Here is a 14,893-nt window from a genome sequence, read left to right on the forward strand (position 1 = left end):
GTCCCGTACGCGATCCGGAGAATCGGCGTCCGACAGTGGCGCAGATGACTCGCTGTTGGATCCCTACAGAAAGGTATGGCCGAGCGGCCGGTTCGCACGCGATGATCGGACATGACCGGTGCCCGGGGGTGGCCGTGGACCGGAGCAGACGGCGGCGGACCGGAGCCGACCGCAGATGACAGCAGGGAGACGTTCCGTGCCTCATTCCATCGATGAAGCCTTCACGGCGCTGCCGCTGCGGGCCCTCGCCGACGCGGCGCTGGCCCGCGCGCGGGCGCTCGGCGCCGAGCACGCGGACTTCCGCCTGGAGCGGGTGCGCAGCGCCGCCTGGCGGCTGCGGGACGCCAAGCCCGCCGCGTCCTCCGACACCACGGACCTGGGGTACGCGGTGCGGGTGGTGCACGGCGGCACCTGGGGCTTCGCCTCGGGCGTGGACCTGACCATGGACGCGGCGGCGCGCGTCGCGTCCCAGGCGGTGGCGATGGCCAAGCTGTCGGCCCAGGTCATCAAGGCGGCCGGGTCCGACGAACGGGTAGAGCTCGCGGACGAGCCGGTGCACGAGGACCGGACGTGGGTCTCCGCGTACGAGATCGACCCCTTCTCGGTCCCGGACGAGGAGAAGACGGGGCTGCTCGCGGACTGGAGCGGGCGCCTGCTGGCCGCCGACGGGGTCGCGCACGTGGACGCCTCGCTGCTCACCGTCCACGAGAACAAGTTCTACGCGGACACGGCGGGGACGGTCACCACGCAGCAGCGCGTGCGGCTGCACCCGCAGCTGACGGCACACGCCGTGGACGAGTCGACCGGGGAGTTCGACTCCATGCGGACGATCGCGCCGCCGGTCGGCCGTGGCTGGGAGTATCTGACCGGCACGGGCTGGGACTGGGACGACGAGCTGGCCCGGATCCCCGGGCAACTGGCCGAGAAGATGCGCGCCCCGAGCGTCGAGCCCGGCCTGTACGACCTGGTGGTCGACCCCTCCAACCTGTGGCTGACGATCCACGAGTCCATCGGCCACGCCACGGAGCTGGACCGCGCCCTCGGCTACGAGGCGGCGTACGCGGGCACCTCCTTCGCCACCTTCGACCAGCTCGGCAAGCTCGCGTACGGCTCGTCCCTGATGAACGTCACGGGTGACCGGACGGCCGAGCACGGCCTCGCGACCATCGGGTACGACGACGAGGGCGTGGCCGCGCAGTCCTGGGACCTGGTCAAGGACGGCACGCTCGTCGGCTACCAGCTGGACCGGCGCATCGCGAGGCTCACCGGCTTCGAGCGCTCCAACGGCTGCGCGTACGCCGACTCCCCCGCGCACGTGCCGGTCCAGCGCATGGCGAACGTGTCGCTCCAGCCGGATCCGGCGGGCCTGTCCACGGACGACCTGATCAGCGGCGTGGAGCGCGGCATCTACGTGGTGGGCGACCGGTCGTGGTCCATCGACATGCAGCGGTACAACTTCCAGTTCACCGGCCAGCGCTTCTACCGGATCGAGAACGGCCGGCTCGCCGGGCAGCTGCGCGACGTCGCCTACCAGGCGACCACCACCGACTTCTGGGGCTCGATGACGGCCGTCGGCGGCCCGCAGACCTACGTCCTCGGCGGCGCCTTCAACTGCGGCAAGGCCCAGCCGGGCCAGGTCGCCGCCGTCTCCCACGGCTGCCCCTCCGCCCTCTTCCAGGGCGTCAACATCCTCAACACCACGCAGGAGGCCGGGCGATGAGCCCTCGTACGAGCAAGCCGCACGAGATCGTCGAGCGGGCCCTGGAGCTGTCGACCGCCGACGGCTGTGTGGTGATCGCCGACGAGGAGTCGACGGCGAACCTGCGCTGGGCGGGCAACGCCCTCACCACCAACGGCGTCACCCGGGGCCGCACCCTCACCGTCATCGCCACGGTCGACGGGGCCAAGGGCACCGCGTCCGGCGTCGTCTCGCGCTCGGCCGTGACGGGGGACGACCTGGAGCCGCTGGTGCGGGCCGCCGAGGCCGCGGCGCGCGCGGCCGGGCCCGCCGAGGACGCCCAGCCGCTGGTGACCGGCGCCCCGGCGGCCCCGGACTTCACGGACGGGCCCGCCGAGACCTCCTCGGCCGTCTTCGCGGACTTCGCACCCGCCCTCGGCGAGGCCTTCGCCCGTGCCCGGGCGGGCGGCCGCGAGCTGTACGGCTTCGCCAACCACGAGCTGACCACCAGCTACCTGGGCACGTCGACGGGCCTGCGGCTGCGTCACGACCAGCCGAGCGGCACCCTGGAGCTGAACGCCAAGTCCCCGGACCGCACCCGTTCGGCCTGGGCGGGCCGGGCCACGCGCGACTTCAAGGACGTCGACCCGGCGGCGCTCGACGAGGAGCTGGCCCAGCGCCTGGCCTGGGCGCGGCGGCGCGTGGAGCTGCCCGCGGGGCGCTACGAGACGCTGCTCCCGCCCACCGCGGTCGCCGACCTGCTGATCTACCAGCTGTGGTCGTCGACGGCCCGGGACGCGGCGGAGGGCCGCACGGTGTTCTCCAAGCCGGGCGGCGGCACCCGCGTCGGGGAGCGGCTCGCCCCGCTGCCCCTGACGCTGCGCAGCGACCCGAACGAGCCGGGCCTGGAGGCGGCGCCCTTCGTGCTCGCGCACGCCTCGGGCGACGACGCGTCGGCCTTCGACAACGGCCTGCCGCTCACCCCCACCGACTGGGTGCGCGACGGTGAGCTGAAGCACCTGATCACCACCCGGCACAGCGCCGCCCTGACCGGTCTGCCGGTGGCCCCGTCGATCGACAACCTCGTCCTGGAGGGCGGCTCGGACCGCTCCCTGGACGAGATGGTGGCGGCCACCGAGCGCGGCCTGCTGCTGACCTGCCTGTGGTACATCCGCGAGGTCGACCCGGCGACGCTGCTGCTCACGGGCCTGACCCGGGACGGCGTGTACCTGGTGGAGAACGGCGAGGTGGTGGGCGAGGTGAACAACTTCCGGTTCAACGAGTCGCCCGTGGACCTGCTGTCGCGGGCCGCCGAGGCGGGCCGGACGGAGAAGACGCTGCCGCGCGAGTGGGGCGACTACTTCACCCGGGCGGCCATGCCCGCGCTGCGGGTCCCGGATTTCAATATGAGTTCGGTCAGCCAGGGCGTATAACCTCGTAGACCGCACCCCAGAGGTGTGCGTACCGATCACTCCCGAGGAGACAAGAGACCCGTGACGGACATCGTCGACGAGCTGAAGTGGCGGGGACTGTTTTCCCAGTCCACCGACGAAGAGGCACTGCGCAAGGCGCTCGCGGACGGTCCCGTCACGTTCTATTGCGGCTTCGACCCGACCGCGGCCAGCCTGCACGTCGGGCATCTGGTGCAGGTCCTGACCGTGCGCCGCCTCCAGCTCGCGGGCCACCGCCCGCTGGCCCTGGTGGGCGGCGCCACGGGCCAGATCGGCGACCCGCGCCCCACGGCCGAGCGCACCCTGAACGACCCGGAGACGGTCGCGGGCTGGGTGAGCCGGCTGCGGGCGCAGATCGAGCCCTTCCTGTCCTTCGAGGGCGAGAACGCCGCGCTGATGGTGAACAACCTGGACTGGACCGCGGGCATGTCCGCGATCGAGTTCCTGCGGGACATCGGCAAGCACTTCCGTGTGAACAAGATGCTCACCAAGGAGTCCGTGGCCCGCCGCCTGGAGTCGCAGGAGGGCATCAGCTACACCGAATTCAGCTACCAGCTGCTCCAGGGCATGGACTTCCTGGAGCTGTACCGGCGCCACGGCTGTGTGCTCCAGACCGGCGGCTCCGACCAGTGGGGCAACCTCACGGCGGGCATCGACCTGATCCACCGCCTGGCGCCGGAGGCGACGGTGCACGCCATCGCCACGCCGCTGATGACGAAGGCGGACGGCACCAAGTTCGGCAAGACCGAGGGCGGCGCCGTCTGGCTCGACCCGGAGATGACGACGCCGTACGCGTTCTACCAGTTCTGGCTGAACGTGGACGACCGGGACATCTCCCGCTACCTGCGCATCCTGTCCTTCAAGTCCCGCGAGGACCTCGAGGAGCTCGAGCGACAGACCGAGGAGCGCCCGCAGGCGCGCGCGGCCCAGCGCGCGCTGGCCGAGGAGCTGACGACCCTGGTGCACGGCGCCGACCAGTGCGCCGCCGTGATCGCCGCGTCGAAGGCCCTCTTCGGCCAGGGCGACCTCGGCGACCTGGACGCGGCGACGCTCGCCGCGGCGCTCTCCGAGCTGCCGCGCGTCGAGATCGCCGAGCTCGGCCCGGTCGTGGACCTGCTCGCCGAGGTCGGCCTGGTGGCGAGCAAGTCGGCCGCGCGCCGCACGGTCAAGGAGGGCGGTGCCTACGTGAACAACGTGAAGGTGCCGTCCGAGGACGCCGTCCCGGCCCGCGAGGACCTGCTCCACGGGCGCTGGCTGGTGCTGCGCCGGGGCAAGAAGAACCTGGCGGCGGTGGAGGTCACGGCGGGCTGACCCCGCGCACGACGGCTGACCGGCTCGCGCACGACGGCTGGCTGGCCTCGCGCACGACGGCCGCCTGCCCCAGGTCACGACGGCCGCCCGACCCCGGTCGCGGCGGCCGCCCGGCCCCGGTCGCGGCAGCCGTCCGGCCGAGCTCGTGGCCGCGGTCGGCGCGACTGAGGGGCCGGTCCCTGCGGACCGGCCCCTCACACGTGTCCGCGGAGCGCGTGTCCGCGGCCGCGTCACGTCGTCTGTCTGTTGCCCTTGACGGCCTTGTACAGCATGTCGCCGACTGCCACGACCACGAGCGCCGCACCGAGCTGGAGCGCGTGCCGCCCCCAGTCGATGCCCTTGGTCTCGTCGATGCCGAAGCCCGCGGCCATCCAGTTTCCGAGCACGCCGCCGATGATGCCGAACACGGTCGTCAGCCAGAGCGGACTGTGCTGTTTCCCCGGCAGGATCGCCTTGGCGAGCAGACCGAGCACGAAGCCCACGATGATCGCCCACAACCAGCCCATAGCTGCCTCCTCAGACGGCTCGACATGAGCATTACGCTCAGTGTCGGCCCATCCTCCGTACGGCGCATGTCGGGCGCCGCCATACGTGGCACGACGCACCGGAGACCATGGGGCGAGGCCGGACCCGGTCTACGCGACGGCGCAGGTGCGGCGTAACGTGGAGGGGTCCAGGCCGGGGAGAGTCTGGCGCGAACGGGCAGGCGGTGGAATGTGATGCGGAAGCAGAACGACGCTCAGGTCTTCCGGATCACAGGGGCCAGGCAGGGCCTCGCGGACGACGTGCGGGGACGGCAGCGGCGCTATGTGATCTCGATGTCCGTCCGCACTGTTTCGGTCATTGCCGCCGCGGTCCTCTGGAACGTCGAACGGCACGTCGCGCTCGTCGCGCTGGTGCTCGGCATACTGCTGCCGTACGTCGCCGTGGTGATCGCCAACGCGGGCCGGGAGAACGCGCCTTCGCTTCCGTCAACCTTCGTACCGGCACCGTCGCGGCCGATGCTGGCCGCCGCCGCGCCCGGCGAGCGGAGCGCGGAACGCGCCTCGGAAGAGCCACCGAGGGCCGCCCGCGAGGAGCCCCGGGCGCCGTCACGGGAACAGGGCTGACCGACGACGTTACGCCAAGCTCAAGAAAAGCTCAGATCAATCATGGAGTTCCGGTGCCAGGCGCCCACTTGGCCGTGACATACTTCGTACGCGCTCCGCATCCCCCGTCGGAGCGACAGACCGACGCCGGGCAGCTCCCCCCGTGGCTGCTCGGCGTCGCCTTGTTTGGGATGAATACGTGACCGACGAAACCCCCGTCTGCTCCGCCAAGGGCTGCCGTGCGGCCGCCGTGTGGGTGCTCGCCTGGAACAACCCGAAGCTGCACACTCCGGAGCGCCGGAAGACCTGGCTGGCCTGCGAGGATCACCGCGAGCACCTGTCCCAGTTCCTCGGTGTGCGGGGCTTCCTCAAGGACGTCGTCACGCTGGCGGAGTGGGACGCCGCGCAGGCTTCCGGGGACGGCCCGGCGGCCTAGGGCCCCTCCGGTGCGTCCGCGCCGGGGTCAGCCGCCGATCGCCGACATGGGGCGCTCGGGCTGGAGGAACGCCGGATCGTCCAGACCTGATCCCGCCTTTTTGCCCCACATCGCGAGCTTCCAGATGCGGGCGATCTCCTCGTCCGTACGGTCCGCAGCGCGCAGGGCGGCGCGCAGGTCGGTCTCCTCCGTGGCGAACAGACAGGTGCGGACCTGGCCGTCGGCGGTGAGCCGGGTGCGGTCGCAGGCCGCGCAGAAGGGCCGCGTGACGGAGGCGATCACACCGACGCGGTGCGGGCCGCCGTCGACGAGCCAGCGCTCCGCGGGCGCGGAGCCGCGCTGCTCGGAGCCCTCATCGGTGAGGTCGAAGCGGGTGCGCAGCGAGGCCAGGATGTCACCGGCCGTGATCATGCCCTCGCGCTTCCAGCCGTGCTGGGCGTCCAGGGGCATCTGCTCGATGAAGCGCAGTTCGTAGTCGTGCTCGACGGCCCAGGCCAGGAGGTCGGGGGCCTCGTCGTCGTTGAGCCCCGGCATCAGGACCGTGTTGACCTTCACGGGGGTCAGGCCCGCCGCGCGGGCCGCTTCGAGTCCTTCCAGGACGTCGCGGTGGCGGTCGCGCCGGGTGAGGGTCTTGAAGACGTCCGGGCGCAGGGTGTCGAGGGAGACGTTGACCCGGTCGAGACCGGCGACCTTGAGGGCCTCGGCGGTGCGCTTGAGGCCGATGCCGTTGGTCGTCAGGGACATCCTGGGGCGCGGCTCCAGGGCGGCGCAGCGCTCGACGATGCCGACGAGGCCGGGGCGGAGCAGCGGCTCGCCGCCGGTGAAGCGGATCTCCTCGATGCCGAGGCGGGTGACGGCTATGCGGACCAGGCGGACGATCTCGTCGTCGGTGAGCAGGTCGGGCTTGGCCAGCCACTGCAGGCCTTCCTCCGGCATGCAGTACGTGCACCGCAGATTGCACCGGTCGGTCAGTGAAACCCGCAGATCGGTGGCCACTCGGCCGTACGTGTCGATGAGCACGTGGGCCCCCTCCCCGGTCCGGATCGGTGGTGCGTTCGGTAGTACGCCCTTTGACCATGAGCCTACGTGACGTGACCGACATCGACAGAGGCCGTTTCCACAGGACGCGCGCGGCCGCGTCGTAGGGATCTACGACGCGGCCGCGCGACGGCTTTCCGTCAGTGGGCTCCGGTGCCCGTGAGGGAGCGCACCTCCAGCTCCGCGTACTTGTCCTTGTCGGGCTCCTCCTTGGAGAGCATCGTGCCGAGCCAGCCGAGCAGGAAGCCCACCGGGATGGAGATGAGGCCCGGGTTCTCCAGCGGGAACCAGTGGAAGTCGACGCCCTTGAACATGGAGGTCTTCTCGTTGCCGGACACCACCGGCGAGAAGAGCACCAGGACGACGGCGGTGGTCAGGCCGCCGTAGATCGACCACAGGGCGCCCTGGGTGGTGAACCGCTTCCAGAACAGGCTGTAGAGGATCGTCGGCAGGTTCGCGGACGCGGCGACGGCGAAGGCGAGGGCCACCAGGCCCGCCACGTTCAGGTCGCGGGCGAGGGCGCCGAGGCCGATGGAGACGATGCCGATGAAGACCGTCGCCCAGCGGGCGGCCCTGACCTCCTCCTTCTCGTCGGCCTTGCCCTTCTTGATCACGTTGGCGTAGATGTCGTGCGCGAACGACGAGGACGAGGCGAGCGTGAGGCCCGCGACGACCGCGAGGATGGTGGCGAACGCGACGGCGGAGATCGTGGCGAGCAGGATCGCGCCCCAGTTGGAGTCGGTGCCCCCCAGATGCAGGGCGAGCAGGGGTGCCGCCGTGTTGCCCGCCGGGTTGGAGTCGGTGATCTCCTTGGGGCTGATCAGGGCCGCGGCGCCGAAGCCGAGGGCGATCGTCATCAGGTAGAAGGCGCCGATGATGCCGATGGCCCAGTTCACGGACTTCCGGGCGGCCTTGGCCGTGGGCACCGTGTAGAAGCGGATGAGGATGTGCGGCAGGCCCGCGGTGCCGAGCACCAGGGCGATGCCGAGCGAGATGAAGTCCAGCTTGGACGTCGACGTGGCGCCGTACTTGAGGCCGGGCTCCAGGAAGGGCGCGCCCTTGCCGCTGTTCTCGGCGGCGGTGCCGAGCAGGTCGGAGACGTTGAAGTCGAACTTCAGCAGGACCAGGAAGGTCAGCAGGAGCGCGCCCGCGATGAGCAGGACGGCCTTGACCATCTGCACCCAGGTGGTGCCCTTCATGCCGCCGATGGTGACGTACACGATCATCAGGACGCCGACCAGCGCGACGATGCCGACCTTGCCGCCGTCGCTGGTGATGCCGAGGAGCAGGGAGACCAGGACGCCCGCGCCCGCCATCTGCGCGAGCAGGTAGAAGATCGACACGACGATGGTGGAGGTGCCGGCCGCGGTGCGCACCGGGCGCTGGCGCATGCGGAAGGCGAGGACGTCGCCCATGGTGTAGCGCCCGGAGTTGCGCAGCGGCTCGGCGACGAGCAGCAGCGCCACCAGCCAGGCGACCAGGAAGCCGATGGAGTACAGGAAGCCGTCGTAGCCGAACAGGGCGATGGCGCCCGCGATGCCGAGGAAGGACGCGGCGGACATGTAGTCGCCGGAGACGGCGAGGCCGTTCTGGAAGCCGGTGAACTGCCGTCCGCCGGCGTAGAAGTCCGCGGCGCTCTTGGTCTGGCGGCCCGCCCACACGGTGATGACGAGGGTGGCGACGACGAAGATCGCGAACAGCGTGATGATCAGCGGGCGGTGCTCGCTGGCCTTGCTGGCGGCGAGCACGGTGGAGTGGGCCTCGGGGAAGGCCGTGGCGGTCGAAGCGATCGGGGTGTTCACGCGCCGCCCTCCATCCGGGACTTGATGGCGTCCGCGCGCGGGTCGAGCTTGGTGGCGGCGTGGCGCGAGTACCACCAGGCGATGAGGAAGGTGGTGAGGAACTGCGCGAGCCCGAGCACGAGCGCGACGTTGATGTTGCCGACCACCTTGGTGCCCATGAAGCCACCGGCGTAGTTCGAAAGGAGGACGTACACGAGGTACCAGGTGATGAACGCGATGGTGAGGGGGAACGCGAACGAGCGGTGCGCGGCACGCAGTTCGCCGAACTCCGCGCTCTGCTGCACCTGGACGTACTCCTCGGTGGAGGGCACCGAGCGGGTGGGTTCTGGGCCGCCCTTCGACGGGGGCGGTGCGTCGGTGGCCACGGAGTCTCCTCGTGGTACGGGGGGTGGGGGGACGGAAACGGAAGCGGTGTGATCCATGTGCTCTGCTCTCGAAGTGACGCGGATCACGTGGGCCGAGGATGGTGATGTTAGGCCCAGGGGACGTGATCCGACAGGGGGTTGATATTGCTTCTCCGCGCTGTTCAACGTCACGACGGCGCGCCCGGAGCGGTTGGAACGGGCGCTTTCCCGGCCTTTTGCCAGAAGTCATTGCTGGCCCGGGAGCACTGGGGTTAGCTTCACCCTGCACCACTAGTCATGCACCTGGCACCACCCGTCAGCACCTGCCCGAGCACCAGCAGTGTTCGGGCAGTTCCGTATCCGGATGATGTGGAGAACCCATGGCTCATCTGCGCTCCTCGCGCCCGTCCCGCTCCAGACGGCTCGCGCTCGCCGTGCCGCTCGGTGTCGCCCTCGCCGCGGCCGTCGGCTTCGGCCCGGGCGCGGCGGCGGCCCCGCTCGACAACCCGGGACCGGCCGCGGCACGGGCCGTCGAGGCGCCCGCGGCGGGCAAGCTGGCGTACGTCGTGAACACCCGCACCGACGCCAAGACCATCGCCTCCGTGAAGAAGGCGATCGCCAGGGCCGACGGCACGGTCGTGGTGACGTACCGGAAGATCGGCGTGATCGTCGCGCACTCGGCCAACCCGGACTTCGGCAAGCAGCTGCGGGCGGTGCGCGGCGTGCAGTCCGCGGGCGCGACCCGCACGGCCCCGCTGACGGCGGCCGGGACGACCGAGGAGGGCGCCCCCACCTTCCTGTCCAAGGACCGGGCCGACCGGCTCAAGTCGGCTCAGCGGAAGGCCGCTTCGGGCCAGGCCGCCCCCGAGCCGCTCGAGGGCGACCAGTGGGACCTGCGGGCCATCGGCGCCGACAAGGCCGCGCAGATCAACCCGGGCAGCAAGAAGGTCACCGTCGGCGTCATCGACACCGGCGTCGACGACACGCACCCCGACCTGGCGCCCAGCTTCTCCGCCAAGCAGTCGGCGAGCTGTGTCGGCGGCAAGGCCGACACCTCGCCCGGCGCCTGGCGTCCGGCGAAGAAGGAGCACTACCACGGCACGCACGTGGCGGGCGAGATAGCCGCGGCCCGCAACGGCATAGGCGTCGCCGGGGTGGCACCCGGCGTCAAGGTCGCGGGCATCAAGGTGGCCGACCCGGTCAGCGAGCTGTTCTACCCGGAGAGCGTCGTCTGCGCCTTCGTGTTCGCCGCCGACAACGGCATCGAGATCACCAACAACAGCTACTACGTGGACCCGTGGCTGTACAACTGCAAGGACGACCCGGACCAGCGGGCCATCCTCGACGCGGTCAACCGGGCCCAGCGCTACGCCCAGCGCAAGGGCACCCTGAACCTCGCCTCCGCGGGCAACTCCAACCACGACCTGGACGCGAACGAGATCGTCGACGAGTCGAGCCCCGACGACTCCACCCCGGTCAAGCGCACCATCGACCCGCACAAGTGCCTCGACGTGCCCACCCAGCTCCCGGGCGTCGTCACGGTCAGCGCGACCGGCGTGTACAAGGCCAAGTCGTACTACTCGACGTACGGCAACGGCGTCGTCGACATCGCGGCCCCCGGCGGTGACCGCCGCTACCAGAAGCCGACGGACACCCCCTCGAAGGACGGCGGCATCCTCTCCACGATGCCGGGCGGCGAGTACGCCTGGCTGCAGGGCACCTCGATGGCCTCGCCGCACGCCGCGGGCGTCGCCGCCCTGCTGAAGTCCACGCACCCCAAGGCGAGCCCGGCCCAGCTCCAGAAGCTCCTCAAGAAGCAGGCGGACAACCCGGGCTGCCCGGACAAGCCGTACGACCCGGACGGTGACGGCAAGGTCGACGCCGTCTGCAAGGGCGACAAGAACCGCAACGGCTTCTACGGCTACGGAATCGTCGACGCGCTCGACGCCGTGAAGAAGAAGTGAAGGGGAGCACCTACGTGACCAGGCACTCCGCATCCTTCGGACGTCGTGCGCTCGCCCTTCCCCTCGGTGTGGCCGTGGTGTCCGCGCTCGCCTTCCTTCCGGGCACGGCGGCGGCGCAGCCCGACGCGCCGTCCGCGCCCGCCGCCCAGCAGCCGAAGGCCGAAGGGTCGGCCATGAGCTACGTCGTCAACGTCCGTGCGGGACACGGCGGCTGGACGGCGAAGTACGTCAAGAAGGCCATCGCCAAGGCGGGCGGCGAGGTCGTCATCGCGTACGACCAGATCGGCGTCATCGTCGCGCACTCCTCCGACCCGGACTTCGCGAAGAAGATCCGCCAGGTCAAGGGCGTGCAGTCGGCGGGGGCCACGCGCACGACGCCGCTGTCCGCGCAGTCGAGCGACGACATCGACGCGGCACGGCCGCTGTCCGCCAAGGAGGCCCGGGCGGCCGCGGGCTCGGCGGCCGACGGCCAGGACGAGCTGGAGCCGCTCCAGTGGGACCTGCCCGCCATCAAGGCGGACCAGGCGCACAAGGAGTCCCTGGGCAGCCCGAAGGTGACGGTCGGCGTCCTCGACTCCGGGGTCGACGACACGCACCCGGACATCGCGCCGAACTTCGACAGGAACGCGTCCGCGAGCTGTCTGGGCGGCGTGCCCACGCAGAAGGACAACGCCTGGCGGCCGGTGGCCAAGGAGAGCGACCACGGCATGCACGTGGCGGGCACGATCGCCGCCGCGAAGAACGGCACCGGCGTCACCGGCGTCGCGCCGGGCGTGAAGGTGGCGAGTCTGAAGGTGGCCGAGCCGGCGACCGGTCTGTACTACACGGAGGCCGTCGTCTGCGGCTTCGTGTGGGCGGCCGAGCACGGCGTGGACGTCACGAACAGCAGCTACTACACGGACCCGTGGCTGTTCAACTGCCGTACGGACGACGACCAGCGGGCCCTGGTCGACGCGGTCGGCCGCGCCAGTCGGTACGCCGAGCGCAAGGGCGCCGTGAACGTCGCGGCGGCGGGCAACGCCAAGACGGACCTCGCCCAGGAAGAGATCGTCGACAAGTCGAGCCCGAACGACTCGACGCCGGTCGAGCGCACCATCAAGACCGCGGACTGCTTCGACCTGCCGTCGCAGCTGCCGGGCGTCGTGACGGTGTCCTCCACGGGCGCGAAGGGCCTGAAGTCCTCGTTCTCCAACTACGGCAAGGGCGTCATCGACATCACGGCCCCCGGCGGCGACTCGACGGCGTTCCAGAAGCCGCAGCCGCCCGCCACCAGCGGGCTGATCCTGTCGACGCTGCCGGGCGGCAAGTTCGGCTACAAGGCGGGGACGTCGATGGCGTCGCCGCACGCCGCGGGCGTGGCCGCGCTGATCAAGTCGGCGCACCCCAAGGCGTCGGCGGCCCGGGTGAAGGCCCTGCTGTACCGGCAGGCCGACGCCGTGCCGTGCACCGACCCCTACGACATCGACGGCGACGGCAAGGTCGACGCGGTGTGCGAGGGCGGCAAGAACAGGAACGGCTTCTACGGCGTGGGCATGATCGACGCGCTGGACGCCGTGCGGAAGTAGCCCCTTACGGGAGCAACGGGACCGCTGAGAGGCGGTCGGGGCCGGGCGGTTGCGGACCGCCCGGCCCTTCGCGAGAGGATGCCGCCCATGTACGCCTACCGAGACTCGTCATTCGTCCACGAAGGCCCCGAGCAGTGGCGCGCCGAGCCGGTGCGCCCGACGTGGCAGCTGGCCCTGCTGTTCATGGTCACGGTGGTCGTGCTGCCGGTGTGGTGGCTGCTGCTCCTCGTCCTCGCCGTCGTGGCCATCGTGATCGCCCTGTTCGCGGAGATCCTCACGGTGATCCCGGGCTTCGAGAGCGGCGCCGAGCGCGTCATGGACCGGGTCCTCGGCCTGATCGCGATCTGGCCGCGCTGGACCGTGACCTGGCCCGAGCTGCGGCACGAGGGCGACGAGGGCTTCTACCGGGCCCGTGTCGACGGATACCTGGACACCTGGACGAAGCGGGCGTCGCGGCCCAAGGAGGAGAAGAAGCCCAACCCGCCGGTGGAGTGCGAGGTGCCGCTGCGCAAGTACCGGGGCGTCGGCGGCGGTTACGTGGTCGAGGCGGCGGCGGCCCGCGGCTGGGAGCTGCGGCCCTCGGACCCCGCGGAGGAGATCCGGCTGTGGTGGTCGGCGGCCTCCGAGCCCGGCGCCACGGGGCCCACGCCATAGTGACTGCATGACACAACCACCTTTGGCCGGCGGGGAGTCGCTCGCCGGGGCCGCGTACGCGTGGGCGGCGCTCGGCGGCGCCCCGCAGGCACTGGCCCGCCTCTCCCCCGTCGTGCGCGACGACACCCTGGCCGCACGGCTTCCGGTACGCGCCCTCGCACGGGCCTGCGTGGGCGTCTGCGCGCTCGCGGCGGCCGAGCTCGTGGCCCTGCGCACACAAGGGCCCGCGCCGCACGCGCGCGTGGACGACGGTGCCGTGGCCGCCGCGTTCACCAGTGAGCGGCAGCTGCTCGTGGACGGGCGCGCGCCCGTCACCTTCGCGCCCCTGTCCCGGTTCTGGCGCACCGCGGACGGCTGGGTGCGCACGCACGCGAACTACCCCCACCACCGGGAGCGCCTGCTCACCGGCCTCGGCCTCACGGCGAGCACGGCCGACGCGGACAGCGAGGCCACCGTGCACGCGGTGGCCGCGCGGCTCGCCGCGCTGCCGGGCGTCGAGGCCGAGGCCGCGGTGTACGCCGCCGGGGGCCTCGCCGTCGCGCTGCGCACCCCGCGGGAGTGGGCCGCGCACCCGCAGGCGGCGGCCGTGGCGCGGCTGCCCCTGGTGGCGCGCGAGCGGCTCGGCGACGGCGCGCCGCGCCCCCTGCCGCTACCCGCCGCGGGGCCGCTCCCGCCCGCGTCCGGGGTACGCGTCCTCGACCTCACCCGGGTCATCGCGGGCCCGGTCGCGACCCGCACCCTCGCGCTGCTCGGCGCGGACGTGCTGCGCGTGGACCCGCCGCACCGCCCGGAGCTGCCCGACCAGCACGCGGACACGGGCTTCGGCAAGCGCTCCACGGTCCTCGACCTCGGTGGCCGCGCGGGCCTGCGGACGTTCCAGGAACTGCTCGCCGGGGCCGACGTGGTGGTGACCGGCTACCGGCCCGGCGCCCTCGACCGGTTCGGGCTCTCCCCCGAGGCGCTGGCCGAGCGCCGCCCGGGCCTGGTGGTGGCGCAGCTGTCGGCGTGGGGCACGACGGGCCCGTGGGCGCACCGGCGCGGCTTCGACAGCCTGGTGCAGGTGGCGACGGGCATCGCCGCCACGGAGGGCTCGCCGGAGCGGCCCGGCGCGCTGCCCGCGCAGGCCCTGGACCACGGCACGGGCTATCTGCTGGCCGCGGCGGTCCTGCGGGCGCTCACCGAGCAGCGGACGGACGGCGCGGGCGGCACCCGCCTCGCCCGGCTCGCCCTGGCCCGGACGGCGGCGTGGCTGACCGGGGCGGTGGACGGCGAGCGCGCCCCAGGACACGCGCCGGACGACAGCTCCGCCGGGTACGACTCCGTGGGCCCGTCCGAGCGCACGCGCGCGTACGACCCCACGGACCGGCTCGCTCACACGGACAGCCCTCTCGGGCGGCTGCGGTACGCCCCGTCGCCGGTCTCCTTCACCGGCGGCCCGTTGAACTGGGCGCACCCGCCGGGCCCTTGGGGCGCGGACGCACCTGTGTGGCGCTGAGCGGGCCCCGCCGGGCGGAAGGGCAGCGCACCAGTTGTTTGCCCGGACTTGCCCCGAAGTGGGATGA

At 71.9% G+C, this 14,893-nt stretch carries 13 protein-coding genes; 9 read left to right on the plus strand and 4 right to left on the minus strand.

Features of this window, described 5'->3' with window-relative positions:
* The first annotated feature begins 175 nt into the window (after positions 1 to 175).
* The 3 genes from MQV74_RS10665 to tyrS are packed head-to-tail and all read left to right on the plus strand — an operon-like array spanning position 176 to position 4,440.
* On the plus strand, positions 176 to 1,720 hold the full coding sequence (locus MQV74_RS10665) for a TldD/PmbA family protein (protein WP_278194124.1): 1,545 nt from the start codon (positions 176 to 178) through the stop codon (positions 1,718 to 1,720).
* Positions 1,717 to 3,111, plus strand: a complete 1,395-nt coding sequence (locus MQV74_RS10670; protein ID WP_242716239.1) for a TldD/PmbA family protein — start codon at positions 1,717 to 1,719, stop codon at positions 3,109 to 3,111. Before MQV74_RS10665 ends, MQV74_RS10670 begins: the two co-directional genes overlap by 4 nt.
* Before the next feature lie 60 nt (positions 3,112 to 3,171).
* The gene (gene tyrS / locus MQV74_RS10675; RefSeq protein ID WP_242716241.1) at positions 3,172 to 4,440 is read left to right on the plus strand and encodes a tyrosine--tRNA ligase; all 1,269 of its coding nucleotides are present in this window, start codon (positions 3,172 to 3,174) and stop codon (positions 4,438 to 4,440) included.
* A 230-nt stretch (positions 4,441 to 4,670) separates the two neighbouring features.
* On the opposite strand, the gene MQV74_RS10680 is transcribed toward tyrS, so the two are convergent.
* A complete protein-coding gene (locus MQV74_RS10680; RefSeq protein WP_030684223.1) occupies positions 4,671 to 4,946 on the minus strand; it encodes a GlsB/YeaQ/YmgE family stress response membrane protein in 276 nt (91 codons plus the stop codon).
* 213 nt (positions 4,947 to 5,159) lie between these two features.
* Between MQV74_RS10680 and MQV74_RS10685 the strand changes: the two genes are divergently transcribed.
* Complete coding sequence (locus MQV74_RS10685) at positions 5,160 to 5,549, plus strand: DUF3099 domain-containing protein (RefSeq protein ID WP_242716243.1); 390 nt, start codon at positions 5,160 to 5,162, stop codon at positions 5,547 to 5,549.
* A 178-nt stretch (positions 5,550 to 5,727) separates the two neighbouring features.
* Positions 5,728 to 5,964, plus strand: a complete 237-nt coding sequence (locus MQV74_RS10690; protein WP_242716245.1) for a hypothetical protein — start codon at positions 5,728 to 5,730, stop codon at positions 5,962 to 5,964.
* A gap of 27 nt (positions 5,965 to 5,991) precedes the next feature.
* Here MQV74_RS10690 and moaA read toward each other — a convergent pair whose 3' ends face one another.
* The 3 genes from moaA to MQV74_RS10705 all read right to left on the minus strand — a co-directional run bounded on the left by moaA (position 5,992) and on the right by MQV74_RS10705 (position 9,169).
* Complete coding sequence (gene moaA / locus MQV74_RS10695; RefSeq protein WP_242716247.1) at positions 5,992 to 6,984, minus strand: GTP 3',8-cyclase MoaA; 993 nt, start codon at positions 6,982 to 6,984, stop codon at positions 5,992 to 5,994.
* 158 nt (positions 6,985 to 7,142) lie between these two features.
* The gene (locus MQV74_RS10700; RefSeq protein ID WP_242716249.1) at positions 7,143 to 8,804 is read right to left on the minus strand and encodes a solute symporter family protein; all 1,662 of its coding nucleotides are present in this window, start codon (positions 8,802 to 8,804) and stop codon (positions 7,143 to 7,145) included.
* Entirely contained in the window at positions 8,801 to 9,169 is a 369-nt protein-coding gene (locus MQV74_RS10705) for a DUF485 domain-containing protein (RefSeq protein WP_242716251.1), read from the minus strand. The genes MQV74_RS10700 and MQV74_RS10705 overlap by 4 nt, the downstream gene beginning before the upstream one ends.
* Before the next feature lie 359 nt (positions 9,170 to 9,528).
* Between MQV74_RS10705 and MQV74_RS10710 the strand changes: the two genes are divergently transcribed.
* From MQV74_RS10710 to MQV74_RS10725, 4 genes are all read left to right on the plus strand, one after another.
* Positions 9,529 to 11,112 carry a S8 family peptidase gene (locus tag MQV74_RS10710; protein WP_242716253.1) on the plus strand — a complete coding sequence of 528 codons (1,584 nt, stop codon included), beginning with the start codon at positions 9,529 to 9,531 and terminating at the stop codon, positions 11,110 to 11,112.
* Positions 11,113 to 11,126: 14 nt separating this feature from the next.
* The gene (locus tag MQV74_RS10715) at positions 11,127 to 12,677 is read left to right on the plus strand and encodes a S8 family peptidase (RefSeq protein WP_242716255.1); all 1,551 of its coding nucleotides are present in this window, start codon (positions 11,127 to 11,129) and stop codon (positions 12,675 to 12,677) included.
* Between the two features lie 87 nt (positions 12,678 to 12,764).
* The gene (locus MQV74_RS10720) at positions 12,765 to 13,331 is read left to right on the plus strand and encodes a hypothetical protein (protein WP_242716257.1); all 567 of its coding nucleotides are present in this window, start codon (positions 12,765 to 12,767) and stop codon (positions 13,329 to 13,331) included.
* Positions 13,332 to 13,338: 7 nt separating this feature from the next.
* Positions 13,339 to 14,826, plus strand: a complete 1,488-nt coding sequence (locus MQV74_RS10725; protein ID WP_242716259.1) for a CoA transferase — start codon at positions 13,339 to 13,341, stop codon at positions 14,824 to 14,826.
* The last annotated feature ends 67 nt before the right edge of the window (positions 14,827 to 14,893 follow it).

Origin of the sequence: Streptomyces sp. AN091965 (assembly GCF_022698285.1) — a bacterium.
Lineage (GTDB): Bacteria > Actinomycetota > Actinomycetes > Streptomycetales > Streptomycetaceae > Streptomyces.

Excerpts from the sequence above, each read along its gene's own strand:
- MQV74_RS10665 (WP_278194124.1), top strand. The coding sequence starts at position 176 with ATGACAGCAGGGAGACGTTCCGTGCCTCATTCCATCGATGAAGCCTTC.
- MQV74_RS10670 (WP_242716239.1), top strand. The coding sequence starts at position 1,717 with ATGAGCCCTCGTACGAGCAAGCCGCACGAGATCGTCGAGCGGGCCCTG.
- MQV74_RS10680 (WP_030684223.1), bottom strand. The coding sequence starts at position 4,946 with ATGGGCTGGTTGTGGGCGATCATCGTGGGCTTCGTGCTCGGTCTGCTC.
- MQV74_RS10685 (WP_242716243.1), top strand. The coding sequence starts at position 5,160 with ATGCGGAAGCAGAACGACGCTCAGGTCTTCCGGATCACAGGGGCCAGG.
- MQV74_RS10710 (WP_242716253.1), top strand. The coding sequence starts at position 9,529 with ATGGCTCATCTGCGCTCCTCGCGCCCGTCCCGCTCCAGACGGCTCGCG.
- MQV74_RS10720 (WP_242716257.1), top strand. The coding sequence starts at position 12,765 with ATGTACGCCTACCGAGACTCGTCATTCGTCCACGAAGGCCCCGAGCAG.
- MQV74_RS10725 (WP_242716259.1), top strand. The coding sequence starts at position 13,339 with ATGACACAACCACCTTTGGCCGGCGGGGAGTCGCTCGCCGGGGCCGCG.